The 18,432-nt window shown below is 41.4% G+C and carries 15 protein-coding genes; 10 read left to right on the top strand and 5 right to left on the bottom strand.

Annotated elements, in window-relative coordinates:
* Positions 1-365 precede the first annotated feature (365 nt).
* The 6 genes from WCM76_04725 (at position 366) to miaA (ending at position 7,424) form a co-directional block, all read left to right on the top strand.
* Positions 366-2,753 (top strand): TonB-dependent receptor, encoded by a 2,388-nt coding sequence (locus WCM76_04725; GenBank protein ID MEI6764922.1) that lies wholly within the window; start codon positions 366-368, stop codon positions 2,751-2,753.
* A 23-nt stretch (positions 2,754-2,776) separates the two neighbouring features.
* Positions 2,777-3,778: a glycosyltransferase family 9 protein gene (locus tag WCM76_04720; GenBank protein MEI6764921.1), complete on the top strand. Its 1,002-nt coding sequence runs from the start codon at positions 2,777-2,779 to the stop codon at positions 3,776-3,778.
* Positions 3,727-4,338 (top strand): L-threonylcarbamoyladenylate synthase, encoded by a 612-nt coding sequence (locus WCM76_04715; GenBank protein ID MEI6764920.1) that lies wholly within the window; start codon positions 3,727-3,729, stop codon positions 4,336-4,338. Before WCM76_04720 ends, WCM76_04715 begins: the two co-directional genes overlap by 52 nt.
* 22 nt (positions 4,339-4,360) lie before the next feature.
* Positions 4,361-5,776, top strand: a complete 1,416-nt coding sequence (locus tag WCM76_04710; protein ID MEI6764919.1) for an HD domain-containing protein — start codon at positions 4,361-4,363, stop codon at positions 5,774-5,776.
* Between the two features lie 87 nt (positions 5,777-5,863).
* Positions 5,864-6,463, top strand: coding sequence for a hypothetical protein (locus tag WCM76_04705; GenBank protein ID MEI6764918.1), 600 nt, complete (start codon positions 5,864-5,866; stop codon positions 6,461-6,463).
* Complete coding sequence (miaA, locus tag WCM76_04700) at positions 6,459-7,424, top strand: tRNA (adenosine(37)-N6)-dimethylallyltransferase MiaA (protein MEI6764917.1); 966 nt, start codon at positions 6,459-6,461, stop codon at positions 7,422-7,424. The genes WCM76_04705 and miaA overlap by 5 nt, the downstream gene beginning before the upstream one ends.
* Here the strand turns inward: miaA and WCM76_04695 are convergent.
* On the bottom strand, positions 7,384-8,031 hold the full coding sequence (locus tag WCM76_04695) for a protein-L-isoaspartate(D-aspartate) O-methyltransferase (protein ID MEI6764916.1): 648 nt from the start codon (positions 8,029-8,031) through the stop codon (positions 7,384-7,386). The two genes, miaA and WCM76_04695, sit on opposite strands and share 41 nt — an antisense overlap.
* Before the next feature lie 175 nt (positions 8,032-8,206).
* On the opposite strand from WCM76_04695, the gene WCM76_04690 reads away from it, so the two are divergent.
* From WCM76_04690 to WCM76_04680, 3 genes are all read left to right on the top strand, one after another.
* Complete coding sequence (locus tag WCM76_04690) at positions 8,207-9,196, top strand: Gfo/Idh/MocA family oxidoreductase (GenBank protein ID MEI6764915.1); 990 nt, start codon at positions 8,207-8,209, stop codon at positions 9,194-9,196.
* Between the two features lie 105 nt (positions 9,197-9,301).
* Entirely contained in the window at positions 9,302-10,168 is an 867-nt protein-coding gene (locus WCM76_04685) for a hypothetical protein (protein ID MEI6764914.1), read from the top strand.
* Positions 10,168-11,589: a sugar transferase gene (locus WCM76_04680; protein MEI6764913.1), complete on the top strand. Its 1,422-nt coding sequence runs from the start codon at positions 10,168-10,170 to the stop codon at positions 11,587-11,589. Before WCM76_04685 ends, WCM76_04680 begins: the two co-directional genes overlap by 1 nt.
* A gap of 2 nt (positions 11,590-11,591) precedes the next feature.
* On the opposite strand, the gene WCM76_04675 is transcribed toward WCM76_04680, so the two are convergent.
* From WCM76_04675 to WCM76_04665, 3 genes are all read right to left on the bottom strand, one after another.
* The gene (locus WCM76_04675) at positions 11,592-12,176 is read right to left on the bottom strand and encodes a DUF4294 domain-containing protein (protein ID MEI6764912.1); all 585 of its coding nucleotides are present in this window, start codon (positions 12,174-12,176) and stop codon (positions 11,592-11,594) included.
* A gap of 49 nt (positions 12,177-12,225) precedes the next feature.
* Complete coding sequence (locus WCM76_04670; GenBank protein ID MEI6764911.1) at positions 12,226-14,592, bottom strand: tetratricopeptide repeat-containing sensor histidine kinase; 2,367 nt, start codon at positions 14,590-14,592, stop codon at positions 12,226-12,228.
* A 162-nt stretch (positions 14,593-14,754) separates the two neighbouring features.
* Positions 14,755-15,537 carry a C40 family peptidase gene (locus WCM76_04665; GenBank protein ID MEI6764910.1) on the bottom strand — a complete coding sequence of 261 codons (783 nt, stop codon included), beginning with the start codon at positions 15,535-15,537 and terminating at the stop codon, positions 14,755-14,757.
* A 110-nt stretch (positions 15,538-15,647) separates the two neighbouring features.
* Here WCM76_04665 and WCM76_04660 point away from each other — a divergent pair, with 110 nt between their 5' ends.
* Positions 15,648-17,711 (top strand): HDIG domain-containing metalloprotein, encoded by a 2,064-nt coding sequence (locus tag WCM76_04660; GenBank protein ID MEI6764909.1) that lies wholly within the window; start codon positions 15,648-15,650, stop codon positions 17,709-17,711.
* Here WCM76_04660 and WCM76_04655 read toward each other — a convergent pair whose 3' ends face one another.
* On the bottom strand, positions 17,712-18,374 hold the full coding sequence (locus WCM76_04655) for a WbqC family protein (GenBank protein ID MEI6764908.1): 663 nt from the start codon (positions 18,372-18,374) through the stop codon (positions 17,712-17,714).
* Positions 18,375-18,432: the final 58 nt, after the last annotated feature.

The raw sequence follows: 18,432 nt of genomic DNA, 5'->3' as shown, positions 1-18,432 counted from the left end.
CAATCCATTAGTCTACTAATTCTATATAGATTATAGATTGTATGGCAAAATTACATTAAATATCCTTAAAGCAAAATAATAGTTTTGCTGAATTATCCTCCATATTCCCACGCTTGTATCAGCATTATCCGCCATTTAAAAAACACGCATATTATGCCTGAAAACTCAATGGAATTCATATATTACCGTTCCTGCCACAAATTGTGACACTGTGTCATGCCGGAGCGCATATATGACAATTTAACAACATGATATATATCTGTTTCAGAATTAATTACAAAATATTGACTACCTTTGATACTCGAAGGAACGTTATTTGTTTATTTAGAAATATTACAAATAGCAACCTAATATAGCGATTCAAAATGAAAAACAGAATTCACTTCACCCTGCTGCTATTGTTGATTTCCTTTTTTGCGATTGCTCAGAAAAGCAACATTTCGGGAAGGATATACAATGCCAAGAACAATGAGCCATTGCCTTTTGCCAATATTGTTATTTTCGGAACCAACATAGGCGCCACTTCCGATATTGACGGAAAGTATTCGTTCACCGGTGTTAAGCCGGGCTACGTAAAACTTGTTGCCAGTTCCATCGGTTTCGATAATTATGTTTCCGAGGAATTTATGGTAAGCAACTCCCGGTCGATGGATGTTGATATTCCCATGATTGAAAAGGTTATCAATCTTCAGGGTGTTGACATAAAGGCATCGCCGTTTGAGCGCAAAGAAGAAAGTCCGATTTCTATGCGGAGTCTGGGTATTTCGGATATAGAGAAAAACCCGGGCGGCAACCGTGATATTTCAAAGGTAATTCAATCATATCCGGGCGTTGCGGCCACTCCGGCTTTTCGTAACGACATTGTGGTTCGCGGAGGCGGTACGGGTGAAAACCGTTTCTATCTGGATGATGTTGAAATTCCGAATCTGAATCACTTCGCAACACAAGGAGCTTCCGGTGGACCTGTGGGTATCATCAATACAGATTTTCTGCGAGAGGTAGAATTTTATTCGGGTGCTTTTCCGGCAAGTTACGGCAACGCCATGAGTTCGGTAATTGACATGAAGCAAATAGACCCGAACCATGATAAACTCAATGCCAAAGCCGCTTTGGGCGCTTCCGATCTGGCCGTGACGCTTAACACTCCACTGGGAAAAGATGCGGGAATGATTTTCTCGGTTCGCCGTTCCTACCTGCAGTTGCTGTTTACAGCACTTCAACTGCCGTTTTTGCCGACCTACAATGATTATCAGCTAAAAGTAAAAATTGACCTTGATAAAAAGAATCAGCTTACGTTTATCAGTCTGGGTGCGTACGACCAGTCAAGCCTGAATCTGAAGGCTAACAAGACCGAGTCTCAGCGATACATTCTGAGTTATCTGCCGGTTTATAATCAGTGGAATTATACCATTGGCGCAGTTTACAGACATTTCAGGAAAAATTCTTTTGATACCTGGGTGCTCAGTCGTAATATGCTCAGAAATTCATCATACAAATATTTTAAGAACGACGAAAGTGTTGCGTCCAACAAGTTGTCGGATTATACGTCGGATGAAATTGAAAATAAAATCCGTTACGAGAACACTACCCGCACGGCCGGTTTTAAAATCATTTACGGTGCAGGAGCCGAGTACGCTAAATACACCAACAAAACGTATCAGAAGGCCTTTGTAAATAATTTGCCCCTTATTATTGACTACCATTCATTTCTTGAAATGTACAAATGGAATTTGTTCGGACAGGTAAGCAAAAACATTTTCGGCGAACGACTGGCACTATCGCTGGGCATCAGGGCCGATGCAAATAATTATTCGTCGTCCATGCAGAATCTGCTTAACCAGTTTTCGCCGCGCTTTTCCGCATCGTGGATGATTAACGAAAACTGGTCGCTCAATTTCAATACCGGCAGGTACTACCAGCAGCCGCCTTATACCATGCTTGGTTATAGAAACAGCGCAGGAGCACTTGTAAACAGAGATCACAATTTGAAATACATTTCCGTTGATCATTATGTTGCAGGTGTTGCCTATCAGGACCAGAAGAACTTTAAAGTTTCTGTTGAAGGATTCTATAAAATGTATCACAATTACCCGTTCTCGGTAAACGACTCAATTTGTCTTGCCAGTGCCGGTGCCGATTTTGGAGTGTTCGGGAACGAAGAAGTAGTATCGCGCTCCAAAGGCCGCGCATTTGGAGTTGAGGTACTGGGTCGGGTCAAAATGTGGAAAGGGTTTAATGGAATCGCAAGCTATACTTACGTCAGAAGCGAGTTTCAGGATAAAAACAACAACTATGTTCCATCGGCCTGGGACAGTCGTCATCTGGTCAGCATGACCTTATCCAAAACATTTAAGAGAAACTGGTCTGCGGGTTTTAAGTGGCGTTATGTTTCCGGTACGCCTTACACACCTTGGAATCTCAATGTTTCGTCACAAATTGCAGCGTGGGATGCACAAGGCAAAGGCTATCTTGATTATTCCCGTTTCAACACCGAGCGCTTGAAAGCGTTTACGCAGCTCGATGTTCGGGTGGATAAAACATGGTTCTTTAAACGTTGGTCATTGAATCTTTATGTGGATGTTCAGAACCTTTACAATTCCAAACTGGAGAGTCCGCCCAACCTTATACAGGTAACAGACGCCAATGGTGCACCGCTTACAGATCCTGCAGACAACACGCGTTATCTGTTAAAAAGTCTGAACAATACATCGGGCACCATACTTCCAACACTGGGTATCATCGTAGAGATATAGAGGTATTGACTATCTTTGTGGTGATGAAAAGAATTCTGATAATACAGACTGCATCTATCGGTGATGTGATACTGGCCACGCCTGTAGCGGAATGTGTGCACCGGCAAGAGCCTGAAACCATTATTGATATCCTGGTAAAAAAGGGTTGTGAAAGCCTGTTTGCAGGTCATCCGTATGTGCGGAATGTACTGGTGTGGGATAAATCGTCAAAAAAATACCGTCATCTTTTTTCACTGTTAAAAAAAATCAGACGCGAAAAATACGACGCAGTAATAAACATTCAGCGTTTTGCTTCATCGGGATTTCTTGCAGGTTTTTCGGGTGCTGCAGTGCGGTCGGGTTTTGATAAAAATCCATTTTCATTTCTTTTTACGCATAAAGCAGCTCATGCAATTGGAACCGGTATTCCCTTTGTACACGAGACGGAGCGCAATCTGACATTGCTAAAACCATTGTTCGGCGGTGGGTTGACGGCAGCACCCCGTTTATTCCCCACAGCAGCTGCTTTCGCAAAAGCATCAGAAATAGCTCAAGGCAGATATATTACCATTGCTCCGGCCTCGTTGTGGTTCACAAAACAATGGCCGGCAGAGAAATGGGCTGAGTTCATTTCTGAATTGCCCGCCGATAAAAAAATATTTATCATAGGGTCGGGTTCCGATCAAACGACGGCAGAAAAAATCGTAAATTTGTGCCGCGGAAATAAGCCTGAAAGTCTTTGCGGAAAGCTTAGCCTGCTTGAAACGGCAGCATTGATGAAAGATGCCGAGATGAATTTCACGAACGACAGTGCACCGCAACATCTGGCAAGCGCCGTGAATGCAGCAGTAAGTGTCGTTTTTTGTTCTACAGTTCCGGCATTTGGTTTTGGTCCTTTATCGGACAATGCCGTAATAATTGAAACAGCAGAACCGCTGAAGTGCAGACCATGCGGACTTCATGGATTTAACAGCTGCCCTGAAAAACATTTTAAATGCGCGATGGCAATTACCAAAGAACAACTATTGAAGAGCGTAAAACAATGACCGAAGAATTATTAAAAGCATACGAGGTTCTTGAAAAAGGCGGAATCATACTCTACCCGACCGACACTATATGGGGAATAGGATGCGATGCTACGAAAGTAAAATCTGTTGACCGCATTTTTAAAATAAAAAAACGTGATCCGGCTCGAAGCCTTATTATTTTGCTCGATCAGTTTGAAAAGCTGCACCGCTATGTAGACAAAGTTCCTGCCATAGCACTCGACCTGATTAACAGTATAGACACACCGCTTACCATTGTGTATCCGGGCGGCAAGAATCTTGCAAAAAATTTACTCGCCGAAGATGGTTCTATAGGTATACGTATTGTAAAAACAGAATTCTGCCGCAGGCTCATCAGCTTGCTGAACGCGCCATTGGTGTCGTCGTCGGCAAATTTCAGCGGACAGTCAACTCCACTTATGTTTTGCAAAATATCGCCCGAAATCATCAAATCTGTTGATTATGTAGTAGATTTTGAACGCGATGCCATCAACCAGGTTCGACCGTCAACTGTCATCAAGTTTACTGACAATGAGTCTTACCAAATAATCAGAACATAATATTTTTGTAAAAATTACGGTATTGCAATTATCCGGTCATCTTGAAAATCCAATTTTTAAAATTGTTGCTGACGAAGCCCGCAAGCTTGGTGCCGAAGCGTTTGTTATAGGTGGCTATGTAAGAGATATTCTGCTCGGGCGTGAATCAAAAGATATAGACATTGTTGTTGCAGGCAGCGGCATAGAGCTGGCTCAAAACGTGGCATCTAAGCTGGGAAAAAACATCCTGGTAACGGTGTTTAAAAATTTCGGGACAGCCATGATTCACCATAACGGACTCGATGTTGAATTTGTAGGTGCCCGTAAAGAATCCTATCGCGCTGATTCGCGCAAGCCGCTGGTTGAAAACGGAAGTCTTGAAGACGACCAAAACCGTCGTGATTTCACGATAAATGCGATGGCGTTTTCATTGAATGAATTTGATTTCGGAAGCCTGATTGACCCGTTTGGCGGACATCACGATCTGGAAAAAAAAATTATCCGCACACCACTGGAACCTGATATTACTTTTTCGGATGATCCGCTGAGAATGATGCGCGCCGTGCGTTTTGCGGCACAGCTGGGTTTTACGATTGAAGAAAAAACGCTTGCAGCCATTCAAAGAAATGGCAAAAGACTTGCCATTGTTTCTAAAGAACGTATCACCGACGAATTGAATAAAATGATGCTCGCACCTTTTCCTTCAGACGGATTCATTTATATGCAGGAAACCGGATTGCTGGAGGTCGTTCTGCCATGGGTAGCGGCACTGCAGGGTGTTGAAAAAATCGGCGGCAGCGGTCATAAAGACAACTTCTTTCATACCATTAAAGTACTTGACCGCGTTGCACAGCGTACCGATAATTTATGGCTTCGCTGGGCCGCACTGCTTCATGATATTGCCAAACCACTCGTTAAAAAATACAGTGAAGAAACGGGCTGGACTTTTCACGGACATGAAGTAAAAGGCGAGCGCATGGTGCATGATATTTTTCGTGAACTGAAGCTTCCGCTGAACGAAAAGATGAAGTATGTACAGAAGCTGGTGCTGCTGCATCTGAGACCGGCCAGACTTGCCGAAGATGAAATTACGGATTCGGCAATACGGCGCCTGCTGTTTGAAGCCGGTGATACCATTGATGATCTGATGTTGCTGTGTGAAGCGGATATTACTTCAAAAAATCAGCAAAAGGTTATCAAATACCTGAAGAATTTTGAAATTGTACGGCACAAACTTGCCGAAATAGAACAAAAAGACAAACTGCGTAACTGGCAGCCACCGGTAACCGGCGAAATGATTATGCAGACCTTTGATTTACAACCCTGCCGTGAGGTAGGAATCATTAAAAATGCTATCAGGGAGGCAATTCTTGACGGTAAAATCGAAAACAATTATACCGAAGCATTTAATTTTATGATAGATGAAGCGAAGAAAATAAATATCATACAAAAAAAATAAAAAATAATTTCCTTTCAGCAGCAAAAATGATTATTTTTATATGTCCATTTCATTGTGGCACTCACATATCAAAAAACTACAGGAAAAATGCACATCTACAAATTCAGAATTATATCAGACGAGAACGATTCCTTTTTCAGGGAGATCGAAATTAAGCCATCAAGCACGTTCCTGGATTTCCACAAGGCCATCCTTGAATGTATAGGTTTTGAAGACGAAGAAATGGCTTCATTCTATGTATGCGACGGGCAGTGGAACAAAGGACAGGAAATCAGCCTTTGCGACCTTAATCTTAACGATGAGCAGGACGATGATGAAGACCTGTTTCCGCGAAACGCGAAGAAATCGCTTCCGCCACTGGTAATGTCAGAAGTAAAACTCAAGGATATTATTATTGACCCGCATCAACGATTCATTTACGTCTTCGACTTTCTTAACATGTGGACGTTCTATGTTGAGCTGTTTAAAATACTTCCGGCAGCAGCAAATACTAAATATCCTGTGTGTACGAAATGTACAGGAAAGTTGCACCGGCATAAAAATAATGTAGCAAGAACACCGGGTGAAGGCGATTCCGAAGAAAGTCTGTTAAAGGAATTCGAGGATTTGCTGAATGAAGAAGACGAAGGCGAAACCGAAGATTCTTCTCCTTTTGGTGACTCTTTTGAAGACAACACATATAATTAACAGCCAGGATTCCATACCCGACCCATCGTTATCCGCTTCAGGCAAAACGCTCATTGTTGTTGCCGGACCTACTGCCATTGGTAAAACCGCCATGGCCATCAGGCTGGCACAAGAATTTGCGACCGAAATCATTTCGGCCGATTCGCGTCAGTTTTTCAGAGAGATGAACATCGGTACGGCTGTTCCATCTGACGAAGAGCTTGCTTTAGTGAAACATCATTTTATCGGGCAACGCTCTGTGCATGACGATTACAACGCATCAAAGTTCGAAACTGAGGCACTGGAATGTCTGAAAAAACTGTTCGGGCAGCACAGAGTCGTAATTATGGCAGGCGGCTCAGGTATGTATATTGATGCCGTTTGTAACGGAATGGATTCACTCCCCGACCCTGACGAAGAACTCCGGATAAGTCTGAAACTGGCACTTTCAGAAAAAGGTCCGGATGAACTGCGACATCAATTGCGCGCACTTGACCCTGAAACCTACCACAATATTGACATTTCGAATCCTGTACGTGTAATACGTGCACTGGAAATTTGTTTGTTAACCGGGAGAAAAGTGTCTGAACTGCGGACAGCGATACCTCAAAAACGTGATTTCAACATTATTAAAATTGCGCTGAACAGACCGCGCAATGAGCTTTTCGAAACAATAAACCAACGCGTGGACCGTATGATGGAAGCAGGCTTGTACGAAGAAGCAAAAAGTCTCTACACCTTGCGCTCACTGAACAGCCTGAACACTGTAGGCTACCGTGAATTGTTTGCGTGTATAGACGGAGCTATGAGTTATGACCTCGCCGTTGAAAAAATTAAAACCAACACCCGGCGTTATGCGAAACGACAGTTAACATGGTTTAGGCGCGATAAGGCATACCATTGGTTTAAACCCGAACAGACAGATGCCATAATTGCAACAATCAATCAGTTGCTTTATCTTCAAGCAGAGGCACAAACTTGAAACTGCCGTGCTCTTTTAATGTATAGTTTTCGGCATCGGTTTTATGCAGCGTTGTCATGGTCTGAACCCCACCGGCACCCACAGGAATAACCATAATGCCGCCCGGTTTGAGTTGTGCAATAAGTGGTTCAGGAATAAAGGGTGCAGCTGCAGTAATAATAATCCGGTCGAAAGGTGCGAAAGCCGGCAATCCTTTGTAACCATCGCCAAAGAACATTTTAGGATTGTAGCCAATGCCCGGCAGAAATAACTTTGTACGCTGAAAAAGATTCTTTTGCCGCTCAATGGTAAAAACCGTGGCTCCCATTTCAAGTAATACGCATGCCTGGTATCCTGAGCCGGTGCCAATCTCCAGCACCTTATCGCGTTTACGCACATTCAGTAACTGGCTCTGAAAAGCAACGGTATAAGGCTGGGAAATTGTTTGCCCTGAGCCTATCGGGAAGGGTTTATCTTCGTAGGCATGACTTTCAAACGTTGAATCGAGAAAGAAATGGCGGGGAATTTCTTCAATAGCTTTCAACACGTTCTCGTCAGTGATTCCTTTCCGGCTGATCTCCTGAACAAGCAGTTTTCGCATCCCCTTATGTTTGTATGAATCTATCACGGGTTAATTAGTAATTAACAATTTACAAATACATATACTACGAGTCTTCACAGTATTTCACTTTAAACCAATAATCTAGGCAGAGAAATTCAATATAATAGCCTGTTAGCTTAATTATGCGAAATTAATCAATTGGGTTGAACAAAAAATTTACTTTTGCAAAAAACAGACAGGTATGTTGAAAATTGGAGTATTGGGTGCCGGACACCTTGGCAAGATTCATCTTAGATGTATTAAAGAAATAAGCACTTTTGATCTGATTGGTTTTTATGATCCGGATGCAGAGATTGCAGAAAAAGTTGAGAAAGAATTCAACATCAAACGATTTGAATCTATTGATGAGCTTATTGACGCTGCTGAAGTTATTGATATAGTAACTCCAACTGTTTCGCATTTTAACTGCGCTTCCAAAGCGATGAAGAAAGCGAAACATGTTTTTATTGAAAAGCCTCTTGTAACATCGCCTGCCGAAGCCAAAGAGCTGATAGCGATTGCTTCCGAAGCACGGGTTAAGGTTCAGGTAGGTCACGTTGAACGTTTTAACCCGGCGTTTATTGCTGCTCAGCCATTCATTGGGCAGCCATTATTCATCGAGTCGCACCGCCTGGCACAATTCAACCCGCGCGGAACAGATGTGCCGGTAATACTCGACCTGATGATTCACGATATTGATATAATACTGAGCATGGTACGCTCCAATATCCGCAAAATCAGCGCAAGCGGTGTTGCCGTGGTCAGTGATACTCCAGATATTGCCAATGCCCGCATAGAATTTGATAACGGCTGTGTTGCCAACCTCACAGCGAGCCGCATTTCCATGAAAAATATGCGCAAAACCAGATTATTCCAACAAGACGCATATATCTCTATCGACTTCCTTGAAAAAGAAACCGAGATTATCAGGTTAAAAAATATTGCGAATGAATTGGATTTGGATCCACTTTCAATGGTCATTGACCTCGGGAACGACAAAGGGAAAAAGCAGATCTTTTTTGAGCACCCGGAAATAAAGCAAGTAAATGCGATAAAAACCGAGCTTGAATGTTTCTATGCTTCTATAATAAATAATTCCATTCCTTCGGTCACTATTATTGATGGGTATAACGCGCTGAACGTGGCTTATCAGATAATAGACCGGATGAATATTCCTGCTGATATCAGGTAATTATATAATTATTTGTGTTCACAGACAATATAAATTATATATTGCCGTTTACAAATAAATTTAATAAATCAATTGACTGCGTCCGGAAAATTTATGCACAATCGTTTGCCAAAATATATAAAATATTTTTTTCCGTTGCTCTTGTTGCTGTTTCTTACTTCATGCGATGTAATTAACCCCGACGAACCAATTCCCGCATATATTCAGATTGATAAAATTGACGTTTCCACTAATCCTGTTTCCGAAGGCAGTGCATCAAGCAAAATTACCGATGCATGGGTGTATGTTGACGGCAACCTGATTGGAATTTTTGAGCTTCCGGCTAAATTTCCTGTCCTGAAAGAAGGCGAGCACGACCTTATTATTAAACCCGGAATAAAGGTCAATGGTATTTCAAATACCCGGGCCTACTACCCATTTTATAAGCAATATGAGGCTACAGTTACTTTTGTGAAGGGTGAAGTCATGTCAATCCATCCTGTAGTTACTTATTATCCGGACATGGTGAATTGGGTTGAAGATTTTGAAGGCGGAGGGCAAACGATTGAAACGACATCGACTGACGACACTGCGATGATAAAGTGCAGCGATCCGACGCAGGTATTTGAAGGTTCCTATTCGGGGATGGTACATCTTACAGCGAGCAAGCCACATTTTTTTGGTATAACGATGGACGAATACGTTCTTCCGGCTACCGGCGCACCGGTATTTCTGGAAATGAATTACAAAACCAACTGCAAAATTTACGTTGGTATGTATGCGTATTATCAGGGAAACACAACCCGTATTGAAACAATTCGGCTGAATGAAATGCCGGAGTGGAACAAAATTTATATTAATCTTACCGAGACCTTGCAGCAGCAGCCCAACGCTAGCGGATGGAAGGTGTATTTAGATATGTACAGACCCGACAGTATTGACAGTCCGGTTGCCTATTTTGATAATTTGAAATTGGTTTATTCAAAGCCGTAATGATGAATAAAAAACTCCAGGTACTTAAATATCTGCTTGCTGATGCATTTTCAGCGATGATAGCCTGGACATTGTTTTTTGTTTATCGAAAATATGCCGTTGACGCGGAAATTGTAAATCATCCCCATGAGTTATTTTCAGATGGCAATCTATATTTCGGGCTGATTATTGTGGTTGCTTTTTGGTTGCTGCTCTATTTGCTTGTCGGAACATATCAGAATATTTACCGCAAATCGAGGTTAAAAGAGCTTGGTCAAACCATATTTATTTCTCTTATAGGAACCATCACTGTTTTCTTTATTCTTATTCTTGACGATCAGGTAACTTCGTACCGCAGTTATTATCAGTTCTTTTTAGTGCTTTACGCGCTGCATTTTGGCATTACGTATGTTTTCAGATTTATTCTTTCGTCGCGTACTGCTTATCGGATACATCACCGCATGATTGGGTTCAATACCGTAATTATAGGAAGTAACGGAAGCGCATTTTCCATTTATAATGAAATTGAGAACCAGTTTAAATCGGCGGGCAATAAATTTATTGGCTTTGTTGATGTAAATAATGGCATCAGCGAAAGCCCTCTTGCAAAAAAAATAGCGCATTTAGGCAATTACAAAGAGCTTCGGGAGATTATCATCAAACATCAGGTGGAAGAAATTATTATTGCGATTGATAAATCAGAGCACAATTTTGTTGAGAATATCATCACACGGCTTGAAGACACCAACACTGTAATAAAAGTCATACCCGACCTTAAAGATATACTGTTGGGCAGCGTGAAGATGACTTCAATTTTTCACGCGCCACTCATACAGATATCTTCAGAACTGATGCCTTTGTGGCAGAAATCGCTGAAACGGGTGATTGATATTGGCGCATCCATGCTCGCGATTCTTATACTTATACCCATTTATATTATAACGGCTATTGGCGTCAGAATGTCATCGAAAGGTCCCATATTTTATTCTCATCAGCGTATAGGCCTGCACGGCAAACCGTTTATGATGTTCAAATTCAGGTCGATGTTTACCGATGCCGAAAAGAATGGTCCGCAACTGTCGAGTAAAGACGATGCGCGCATCACCAATTTCGGTAAATTCATGCGGAAAGTACGGCTGGATGAAATACCTCAGTTCTTCAACGTAATCAAAGGCGATATGTCGTTGGTGGGTCCGCGTCCTGAGCGTAAATTTTATATAGAGCAAATTGTAAAATCAGCGCCACATTATAAATTATTGCACAAGGTAAAACCGGGTATTACGTCATGGGGGCAGGTGAAATACGGTTATGCTGAAAATGTTGAGCAAATGGTTGAACGGCTCAAATACGACATTCTGTACATCGAAAATATGTCGCTTGCCATGGATTTTAAAATTCTGATTTATACAGCGCTCATCATCCTTCAGGGCCGTGGCAAATAGCTTTACAGCTGCCCGCTTTCTATCATCAAAACGATTTGTTCAATATCTTTATCCTCTCCGCCAGGGTCGTAGGTTACTTTCAGGTTAAAGCCAAATAATTTCCCGAGTGACTGATAAAAAACGGCCATCAACCCACCTTTAAATTCTTTAATGAGTTCGTATGAACTATTGCCGGTTTCCCGGTCAATGAGCTTCATAAGCATTACGCCCTGCACATCGGTCAGGTTTTTAATATCAGCCTCAAACTGAGATTTTAATTCGTCTTCGGCAACGTTCATTTTTTGTTTCTTTTCTTTTCTGCTTGAGGTCTGCTCAATAATATCGTTGTATTCCTTAACCTTCACACCAACCACTCTGGCATAAGGATAAACAATTTTTACATCGCGGATAAGCCTGGTAAATTTAATGGCTTCATGCTTACTTTTGAAAATGATGGGACCATAAATGCGCACATCATCCAGAGCAATAATTGGCAGCGTATCGCCATCAATAATAATTGCCCGTGCGACAACAGGCTCCTGAGCATGGGCATACATTCCGCAAATAAACAACGTAATTAAAACAATCGATGAGATGAACCTTTTCACGTTTCCTTTTTCTAAGTCTTTCAATTTTCGTACCAGAAGCAACCAATAATTATGCTTGGGGGTTATTGAAAGGTATCACAAAGGTAAAGGTACTTCCTTTTCCTTCAACAGACTCAGCAAAGATTTTTCCCTGATGGCGGTCAATAAATTCTTTACAGAGAATCAATCCCAGACCGCTTCCTTTTTCATCGTCGGTGCCGTGCTTGCTGAAGCTCTCTCCTACTTTAAAAAGCCGTTCCACACTTTCGGGGCTCATACCGGTTCCGTTGTCTTTAACGGAAACGCTCACGGTATCACCACTATTATGGGCAGTAATGTCGATGTTTCCACCCCGTGAAGAAAACTTTATTGCATTTGAGACTAAATTCCGGAGAATAACATCAAGCATATTTCTGTCGGCATAAATGAGAAAATTATCCTGAATTGAAATATGGATGTTTATCTCCTTTACTTTGATATTGCTTTGCAACAAATTAATGATTGCATTAAGGGGTTCTATTAATTCGAAGTGTTCGGGAGTAAAAAGTATTTTTCCTGTTTGAGAACGCGACCACTGCAGGATATTGTCGAGCAGCGAATTTACCTGACACACTGATTTATCGAGCTCATGAAGAAGTTCGTCCATTTCGTCCGTTGTAAGTTTTTTAAGGTCACGCTTCACAATGCGTGCAAAACCAATGATGGAGGCAAAAGGATTTCTAAGGTCGTGAGAAATAATTGAGAAGAATTTATCTTTTGTTACAATAAGTTCGGTTAAACGTTTCTCTGAATTCAGCAGTTTGTCATTTGTAAGTAATAGTTCCTTATTCAGTTCATCCGTAATTTTGTTTTGTTTTGAATTCTGCACATTCAATTGCAGCAACTCCTCATTTACCAATGCAATTTCGGCTTTCTGGGTATTCAAAAGGATATTGCTTTTACGAGCTGCAATAAATCGATTATAGAGCATGAAAAGGAAAATGCCGATAAGCACCAGCAAGGCAATGAGAAAATTTCTCACTGTGCTTTGATTCTGCATGGTAAGCTGATTGATTTCAAAATTCTTCCGCAGCATATCATATTGCTTCTGCTTCATATCGATTTCAAACTTCGATTGCAATTGCCGGAACCGGCTTGTACTTTCCACATTATACATTGAGTCTTTAAGGTTGGAAAAGGTTGCGGTATATTCAAACGCCTTTCGGTAATCGCCACCTTTTGAATACATGGCAGCAAGATTCTGGAAACACTCTTTAATAATGGTAGTCGATTTAATATCGGTTGCAATATCGAGTGCTTTTACAAAGCAAATTTCAGCTGCAGAGCCAATGTTTTGTTTTTGGTACATCTGTCCCATTGTAAAATAGGCAGAAGCGAGTAAGAATTGATCGTTGCTCACCAAACCCGTTTTAATGGCCCTTTCAATAAATTCGGAAGCCCGATCGAAACGCGATTGCAACAAATAATTTTTTCCGAGCTGGAGGCAAGTATAGGCAATGCCGGTGCTGTCGGCAACGTTCTGATCTACATTAATAGCCCGCAGATAATAGATGGTTGAACGCTCGAGATTGCCTTGTGCTTCATACACCATGGCAAGGTATTTCAGCGTATTTGAAACGTTTTTGGTGTTGGCCATTTTCTTTTCAATTTCAAGCGCTCTGAGATAATAATCAACGGCTTGTTCAAACTTGCTGTTCTCTTTATAAAGAATGCCAATATTGTTGCAGAGCCGGCATATTTCTAATATGCTGTTATCTTGTTCAGCAATTTCCAAACCTCGCTTATAACACTTCAATGATTCGGAATAATTGCCCATATAATAATAAATGAGTCCGAGATAGCGAAGGGCTTTAATTTTTTGATTACTTTTTTGACCGTCGGTGTTTCTAATCATTTCAATTTCTTCGAGCATTTCGCTATGCCCGCCCTGAACCTGATAAAGTGTGGTAATGTCTTTCAGTATTTCAGAAATCTTTTTTTTATCGGCGAGCAGGTTATAGATATCAAGAGCTTGAGTAAAGAAAAATTGTGCTTCACTAAAGTCGCCTTTAGCGGCCTGCACTACTCCCAAACCGCTAAGGTTGTCGGCAAGCGGCTTTTTCATATCTAAGCGATAATAAATACTGATGGCTTCTTTATAAAGAATAATTGCCTGATCGTAGTCGTGCTGCATGTGTGAGATGGCAGCAAGCTGCGTAAGTGCTGCTGCAGTACCTTCATCATAATTAAGGCTGCGGGCGAGTTTCAGTCCTTTTTCACCATACTGCAATGCTTGCTGAGGATTATCGAATACAAATTCGCTGCAAAGTGCTGTCAGCTCATCCACTTTTTGTCTGTCGCCCTGTGGAAAAGCAGGTTCTTCGGCAGTGCCGGTATACTGTGCAAAAATGCGTATAGCAAGCAGGAATAATATCCCGGAAAGAATACTTTTCTTCATAGCTTTTTTGTTTTTTTATAAAAGGCAGTTGAATACCTTTGTACAAATATATAAAAAAAGCTTCGGGCAACAAAGAATACGAATAAATGTTCATGATTATACAATGGCCGTTCATGGACAAAATATCAACATTCGTAATCTAATATAATACCTGGATTATTTTTAGGCGATTACACTTTTAATCAAGCGAAGCCGATGTGTATATTTTTGGAGTTCGTGATTGAAAATCCCTTCATGGTCAATATTATCAATCCTGACTTTTCCGGATGAATGAATGATTTTATTGTTTTCAAGTAATATTCCTGTATGAATGATGACGCCTTCTTCATTATCAAAATAAACCAAATCGCCCGGCAGGGATTCTTCGAGGAAGCTGATAGTGTTACCCTGCATTGCCTGCTGAGATGCATCGCGTTTCATCGGGAGTCCTCCGATTTTAAACACTGCCTGAACAAAACCGGAGCAGTCTATTCCGAAAGGGCTTCGTCCGCCCCATAGATAAGGTGCTTCAAGATAAGCAAGAGCGATGTTGCAGATATTTTCGCGGCTTGCATTTCCGTGCATCACAGCCGAATTGCCATCATAGAAATAGTGTGAGCCATCAATTTCAAAATGATTATCATTCATACCCGGCAAGGAGCTCCCGGCTACAATTCTTACTTTCAGGTTGCCGTGTTCGTCTTTCAATATCCCGACAGGGTCGCAACATACGCATAGAGCCGCAGAAGCAGCTTTTTCGAAATACTCATTGCTCACTTCCGTTACCTGCCTGAAGTCAAGCCAGCCTTCGTACGAATCAAAAACTGAACGGATAAAAAGCCAACTGTCAACCCGGTCAAGGATTTCAATCAAATCACCGAATAAAAGCTGATTGCTCATTTCTGAGCGGCTCGAGGGCGACTTTCGCACGGGAGCCATGCTAAGGGTGCATACTCCGTATTTCATTTCTTACAGTTAACAGTCATCATCATCACACAAAGTAAACAATTTTTGAAATAAGTTCCTCATTAAGCCGAATATTTAATAATTTCGTGATAAACAGAACTACCTGAAAAATGGATATTATAAATAGTATTGTCCGGAAAAAGGATTTCATAATAAAGACCGTACTATTTGTAAGTACGATTGCTGTCATTGTTGCATTGTTTCCCAAAGACTATACGTTTAAATACGAATTCCAGAAAAGTAAGCCCTGGATGTATGAAGACCTGATTGCGCCTTTTGATTTTGCAGTTAAAAAGTCGGATGCGGAGATTTTAGCCGAGAAAAAGCAGATTTACAGTGAAGTGCGTCCTTATTACTTTTATAATAATAAAATTACAGGCGAAAAAAGAAGATGGTTTATCAGGCAGTTCAATGAGGCGTGGCAGACCAGATTCTCCGATTCGTCGTCGGCAGCAGCACAACAAAACCTGAAGCAATGCCTTAGTGTATTTGATTCACTTTATGCCCGGGGCATCATTCAGCGAAGCGATGAAACAGAAGGCAGACCTGATGATTTCACGATAATAATAGTGAAAAATAAAATTGCCGAAGAAAAAGAACTCCGCGAACTTTTCTCCTTACAATCGGCACAGTTATTTATTCAAAATCGTTTTCAAAATGCGCGGACCGGTGTCGCTCAATTCAATATTGATATACTTACTAAATCCCTTTTCCAGAACGTTGTTTATGATCCCGAATCAACCTATCATGATAAGGTTTCAAGAATAGGCAACCTTTCGCTTACACGCGGTATTGTTCAGCGTGGAGAAGGTGTAATATCAAAAGGTGAGCTTATCAATGACGAGAAATTTCTGGAACTGGAATCGCTGAGGCAGGAATATGAAGGGCAGGCCGGAAATCTGAGCAATTATTATTTTATACTTGGCGGACAAACCATTCTCATTTCCATTGCTATCATTGTGCTTGTGCTGTTCCTTTCTATGTTTCGCAAAGATATTCTCGCCGACAATAAAAAAATCGCACTCATACTTTCACTCATAATGCTTATGGTGCTTACTACCAGTCTGGTGATACGAAAATTTGATTTTGAATATATCCGACTGGTACCGCTTTGCCTAGTCCCCTTTATAATTCGCGCATTTTCCGACACCCGCCTCGCACTTTTTGTGCATATAGTAACGGTCATCATCATTGGCTTCCTTGTCCCGAATGGTTTTGAATTTATTTTCCTGCAACTTATTGCTGGAATTGTTACCATAATAAGCATTGTAAATCTCGAAAAACGTTCACAATTCTTCCTTACATCATTCTACGTTTTTTTCACTTATTCCCTTATTTATACCGGGATGTGCCTGATGCAGGACGGCGGCATCGAAAATGTTGAGCCACGCACCTTCGGATTATTTGCAGTTTGCTCACTGATGATGCTTTTCGCTTATCCGATTATATATTTTTACGAACGCATTTTCGGTTTTGTGACGGCTGTTTCATTGCTTGAATATTCGAATACCAATAGCCGCGTACTTCGCGAGCTCGCGCTGAAAGCACCCGGAACTTTCCAGCACAGTCTGCAGGTAGCAAATCTGGCTGAAGAAGCAGCGTACCGTGTTGAAGGCAATGCGCTGCTTGCCAGAACCGGCGGGCTATACCACGACCTTGGTAAAATGGCCATGCCCGGCTATTATGTAGAAAATCAACTGGGCGGCTACAATCCTCACAAAGAAATTGGTCCTCAGGAAAGTGCCGGCATTATTATATCCCATGTTGAAAATGGGATTAATCTTGCCAAAAAGTACAAGCTGCCTGAGCCAATCATTGATTTTATACGAACACATCATGGCACTAAAAAAACAGAATATTTTTATTCCATGTATAAAATGTCACATCCAAATGACACTGACGACAGCCATTTCACGTATGTAGGACCACTTCCCTATACTAAAGAAACAGCGATTGTAATGATGGCCGATGCCGTTGAAGCAGCATCGAAAAGCCTGCGAATGCCCGATAAACAAACAATCAATGATCTGGTTGAAAGCATTATTGACCGCCAGATTGAAATGAGGCAATTTAAAAATACCAGTATTACATTCCGCGATATTTCAAGAATTAAGATTGTGTTTAAAAACCGGCTGATGAATATCTATCAGTTGAGAATCGAATATCCATCTTAATTACTTGCTCAGCGTACATTTCAGCAAATAATCATTCGCTTCGGGACCTTTATTGAAAATAAGGTCGAGGATGCTCAGGTTGGGAATGAATCCGATTTTTTCCTCGAAAACCTGGGTATAACCCGGCATAGCAACCGATGGGATACGCGTTGCTGTTTTTTCAGGAATAATAGTGTAGCGAAGATCAGGAATACCGGCATATTCCTTTAAATATACATTCGTATATTCCAGCTGTGTTTTAATTTTCAGGATTGCAAGAACGGTCGCGAGCAATTCGGCATTCAGGTCGGTAAGATATCTGAAGGGGCGTGTAAAAAACGGTTCAAGTGCATCGCGGTAATATAGAAAAAAAGGCGAATTATTATACGCCGACTCAATGGTACGCCAATGGAGCACATTCCAGCAATTATCATAGCTGATAATTGCTTCGCGGATGGGTACGTGGTTCTTGCGTGATTTTACAATGGCCACCGACAGTTCCTGTTTCCCATTGGCAGTAGCTATAACGCAACGGTTGCGGTATGTTTGACGCACATAACTTTCTGAATGCTCAACCATCGCTTTTTCAGACTGCGCTATCCATGCAAAATATTCAATTGGCCCGAGCCAGGCAGTAGATAATATTACTTCATCCATCATTTTAAACCGGTTCAAATTGAGCATTTGTAAAAATATTTACAGTCAGCGCTTACCTTCTGCTCCGCTACTTTATTTAATACCA

It is taken from the genome of Bacteroidota bacterium (genome assembly GCA_037133915.1).
Classification (GTDB): Bacteria; Bacteroidota; Bacteroidia; order Bacteroidales; family CAIWKO01; genus JBAXND01.
This window is presented reverse-complemented; position numbering and strand designations above follow the sequence as displayed.

What these genes read in the sequence shown, in the direction of transcription:
- WCM76_04725 (MEI6764922.1), top strand. Translation starts at nt 366, where the DNA reads ATGAAAAACAGAATTCACTTCACCCTGCTGCTATTGTTGATTTCCTTT.
- WCM76_04720 (MEI6764921.1), top strand. Translation starts at nt 2,777, where the DNA reads ATGAAAAGAATTCTGATAATACAGACTGCATCTATCGGTGATGTGATA.
- WCM76_04715 (MEI6764920.1), top strand. Translation starts at nt 3,727, where the DNA reads ATGCGCGATGGCAATTACCAAAGAACAACTATTGAAGAGCGTAAAACA.
- WCM76_04705 (MEI6764918.1), top strand. Translation starts at nt 5,864, where the DNA reads ATGCACATCTACAAATTCAGAATTATATCAGACGAGAACGATTCCTTT.
- WCM76_04690 (MEI6764915.1), top strand. Translation starts at nt 8,207, where the DNA reads ATGTTGAAAATTGGAGTATTGGGTGCCGGACACCTTGGCAAGATTCAT.
- WCM76_04680 (MEI6764913.1), top strand. Translation starts at nt 10,168, where the DNA reads ATGATGAATAAAAAACTCCAGGTACTTAAATATCTGCTTGCTGATGCA.
- WCM76_04670 (MEI6764911.1), bottom strand. Translation starts at nt 14,592, where the DNA reads ATGAAGAAAAGTATTCTTTCCGGGATATTATTCCTGCTTGCTATACGC.
- WCM76_04665 (MEI6764910.1), bottom strand. Translation starts at nt 15,537, where the DNA reads ATGAAATACGGAGTATGCACCCTTAGCATGGCTCCCGTGCGAAAGTCG.
- WCM76_04660 (MEI6764909.1), top strand. Translation starts at nt 15,648, where the DNA reads ATGGATATTATAAATAGTATTGTCCGGAAAAAGGATTTCATAATAAAG.
- WCM76_04655 (MEI6764908.1), bottom strand. Translation starts at nt 18,374, where the DNA reads ATGCTCAATTTGAACCGGTTTAAAATGATGGATGAAGTAATATTATCT.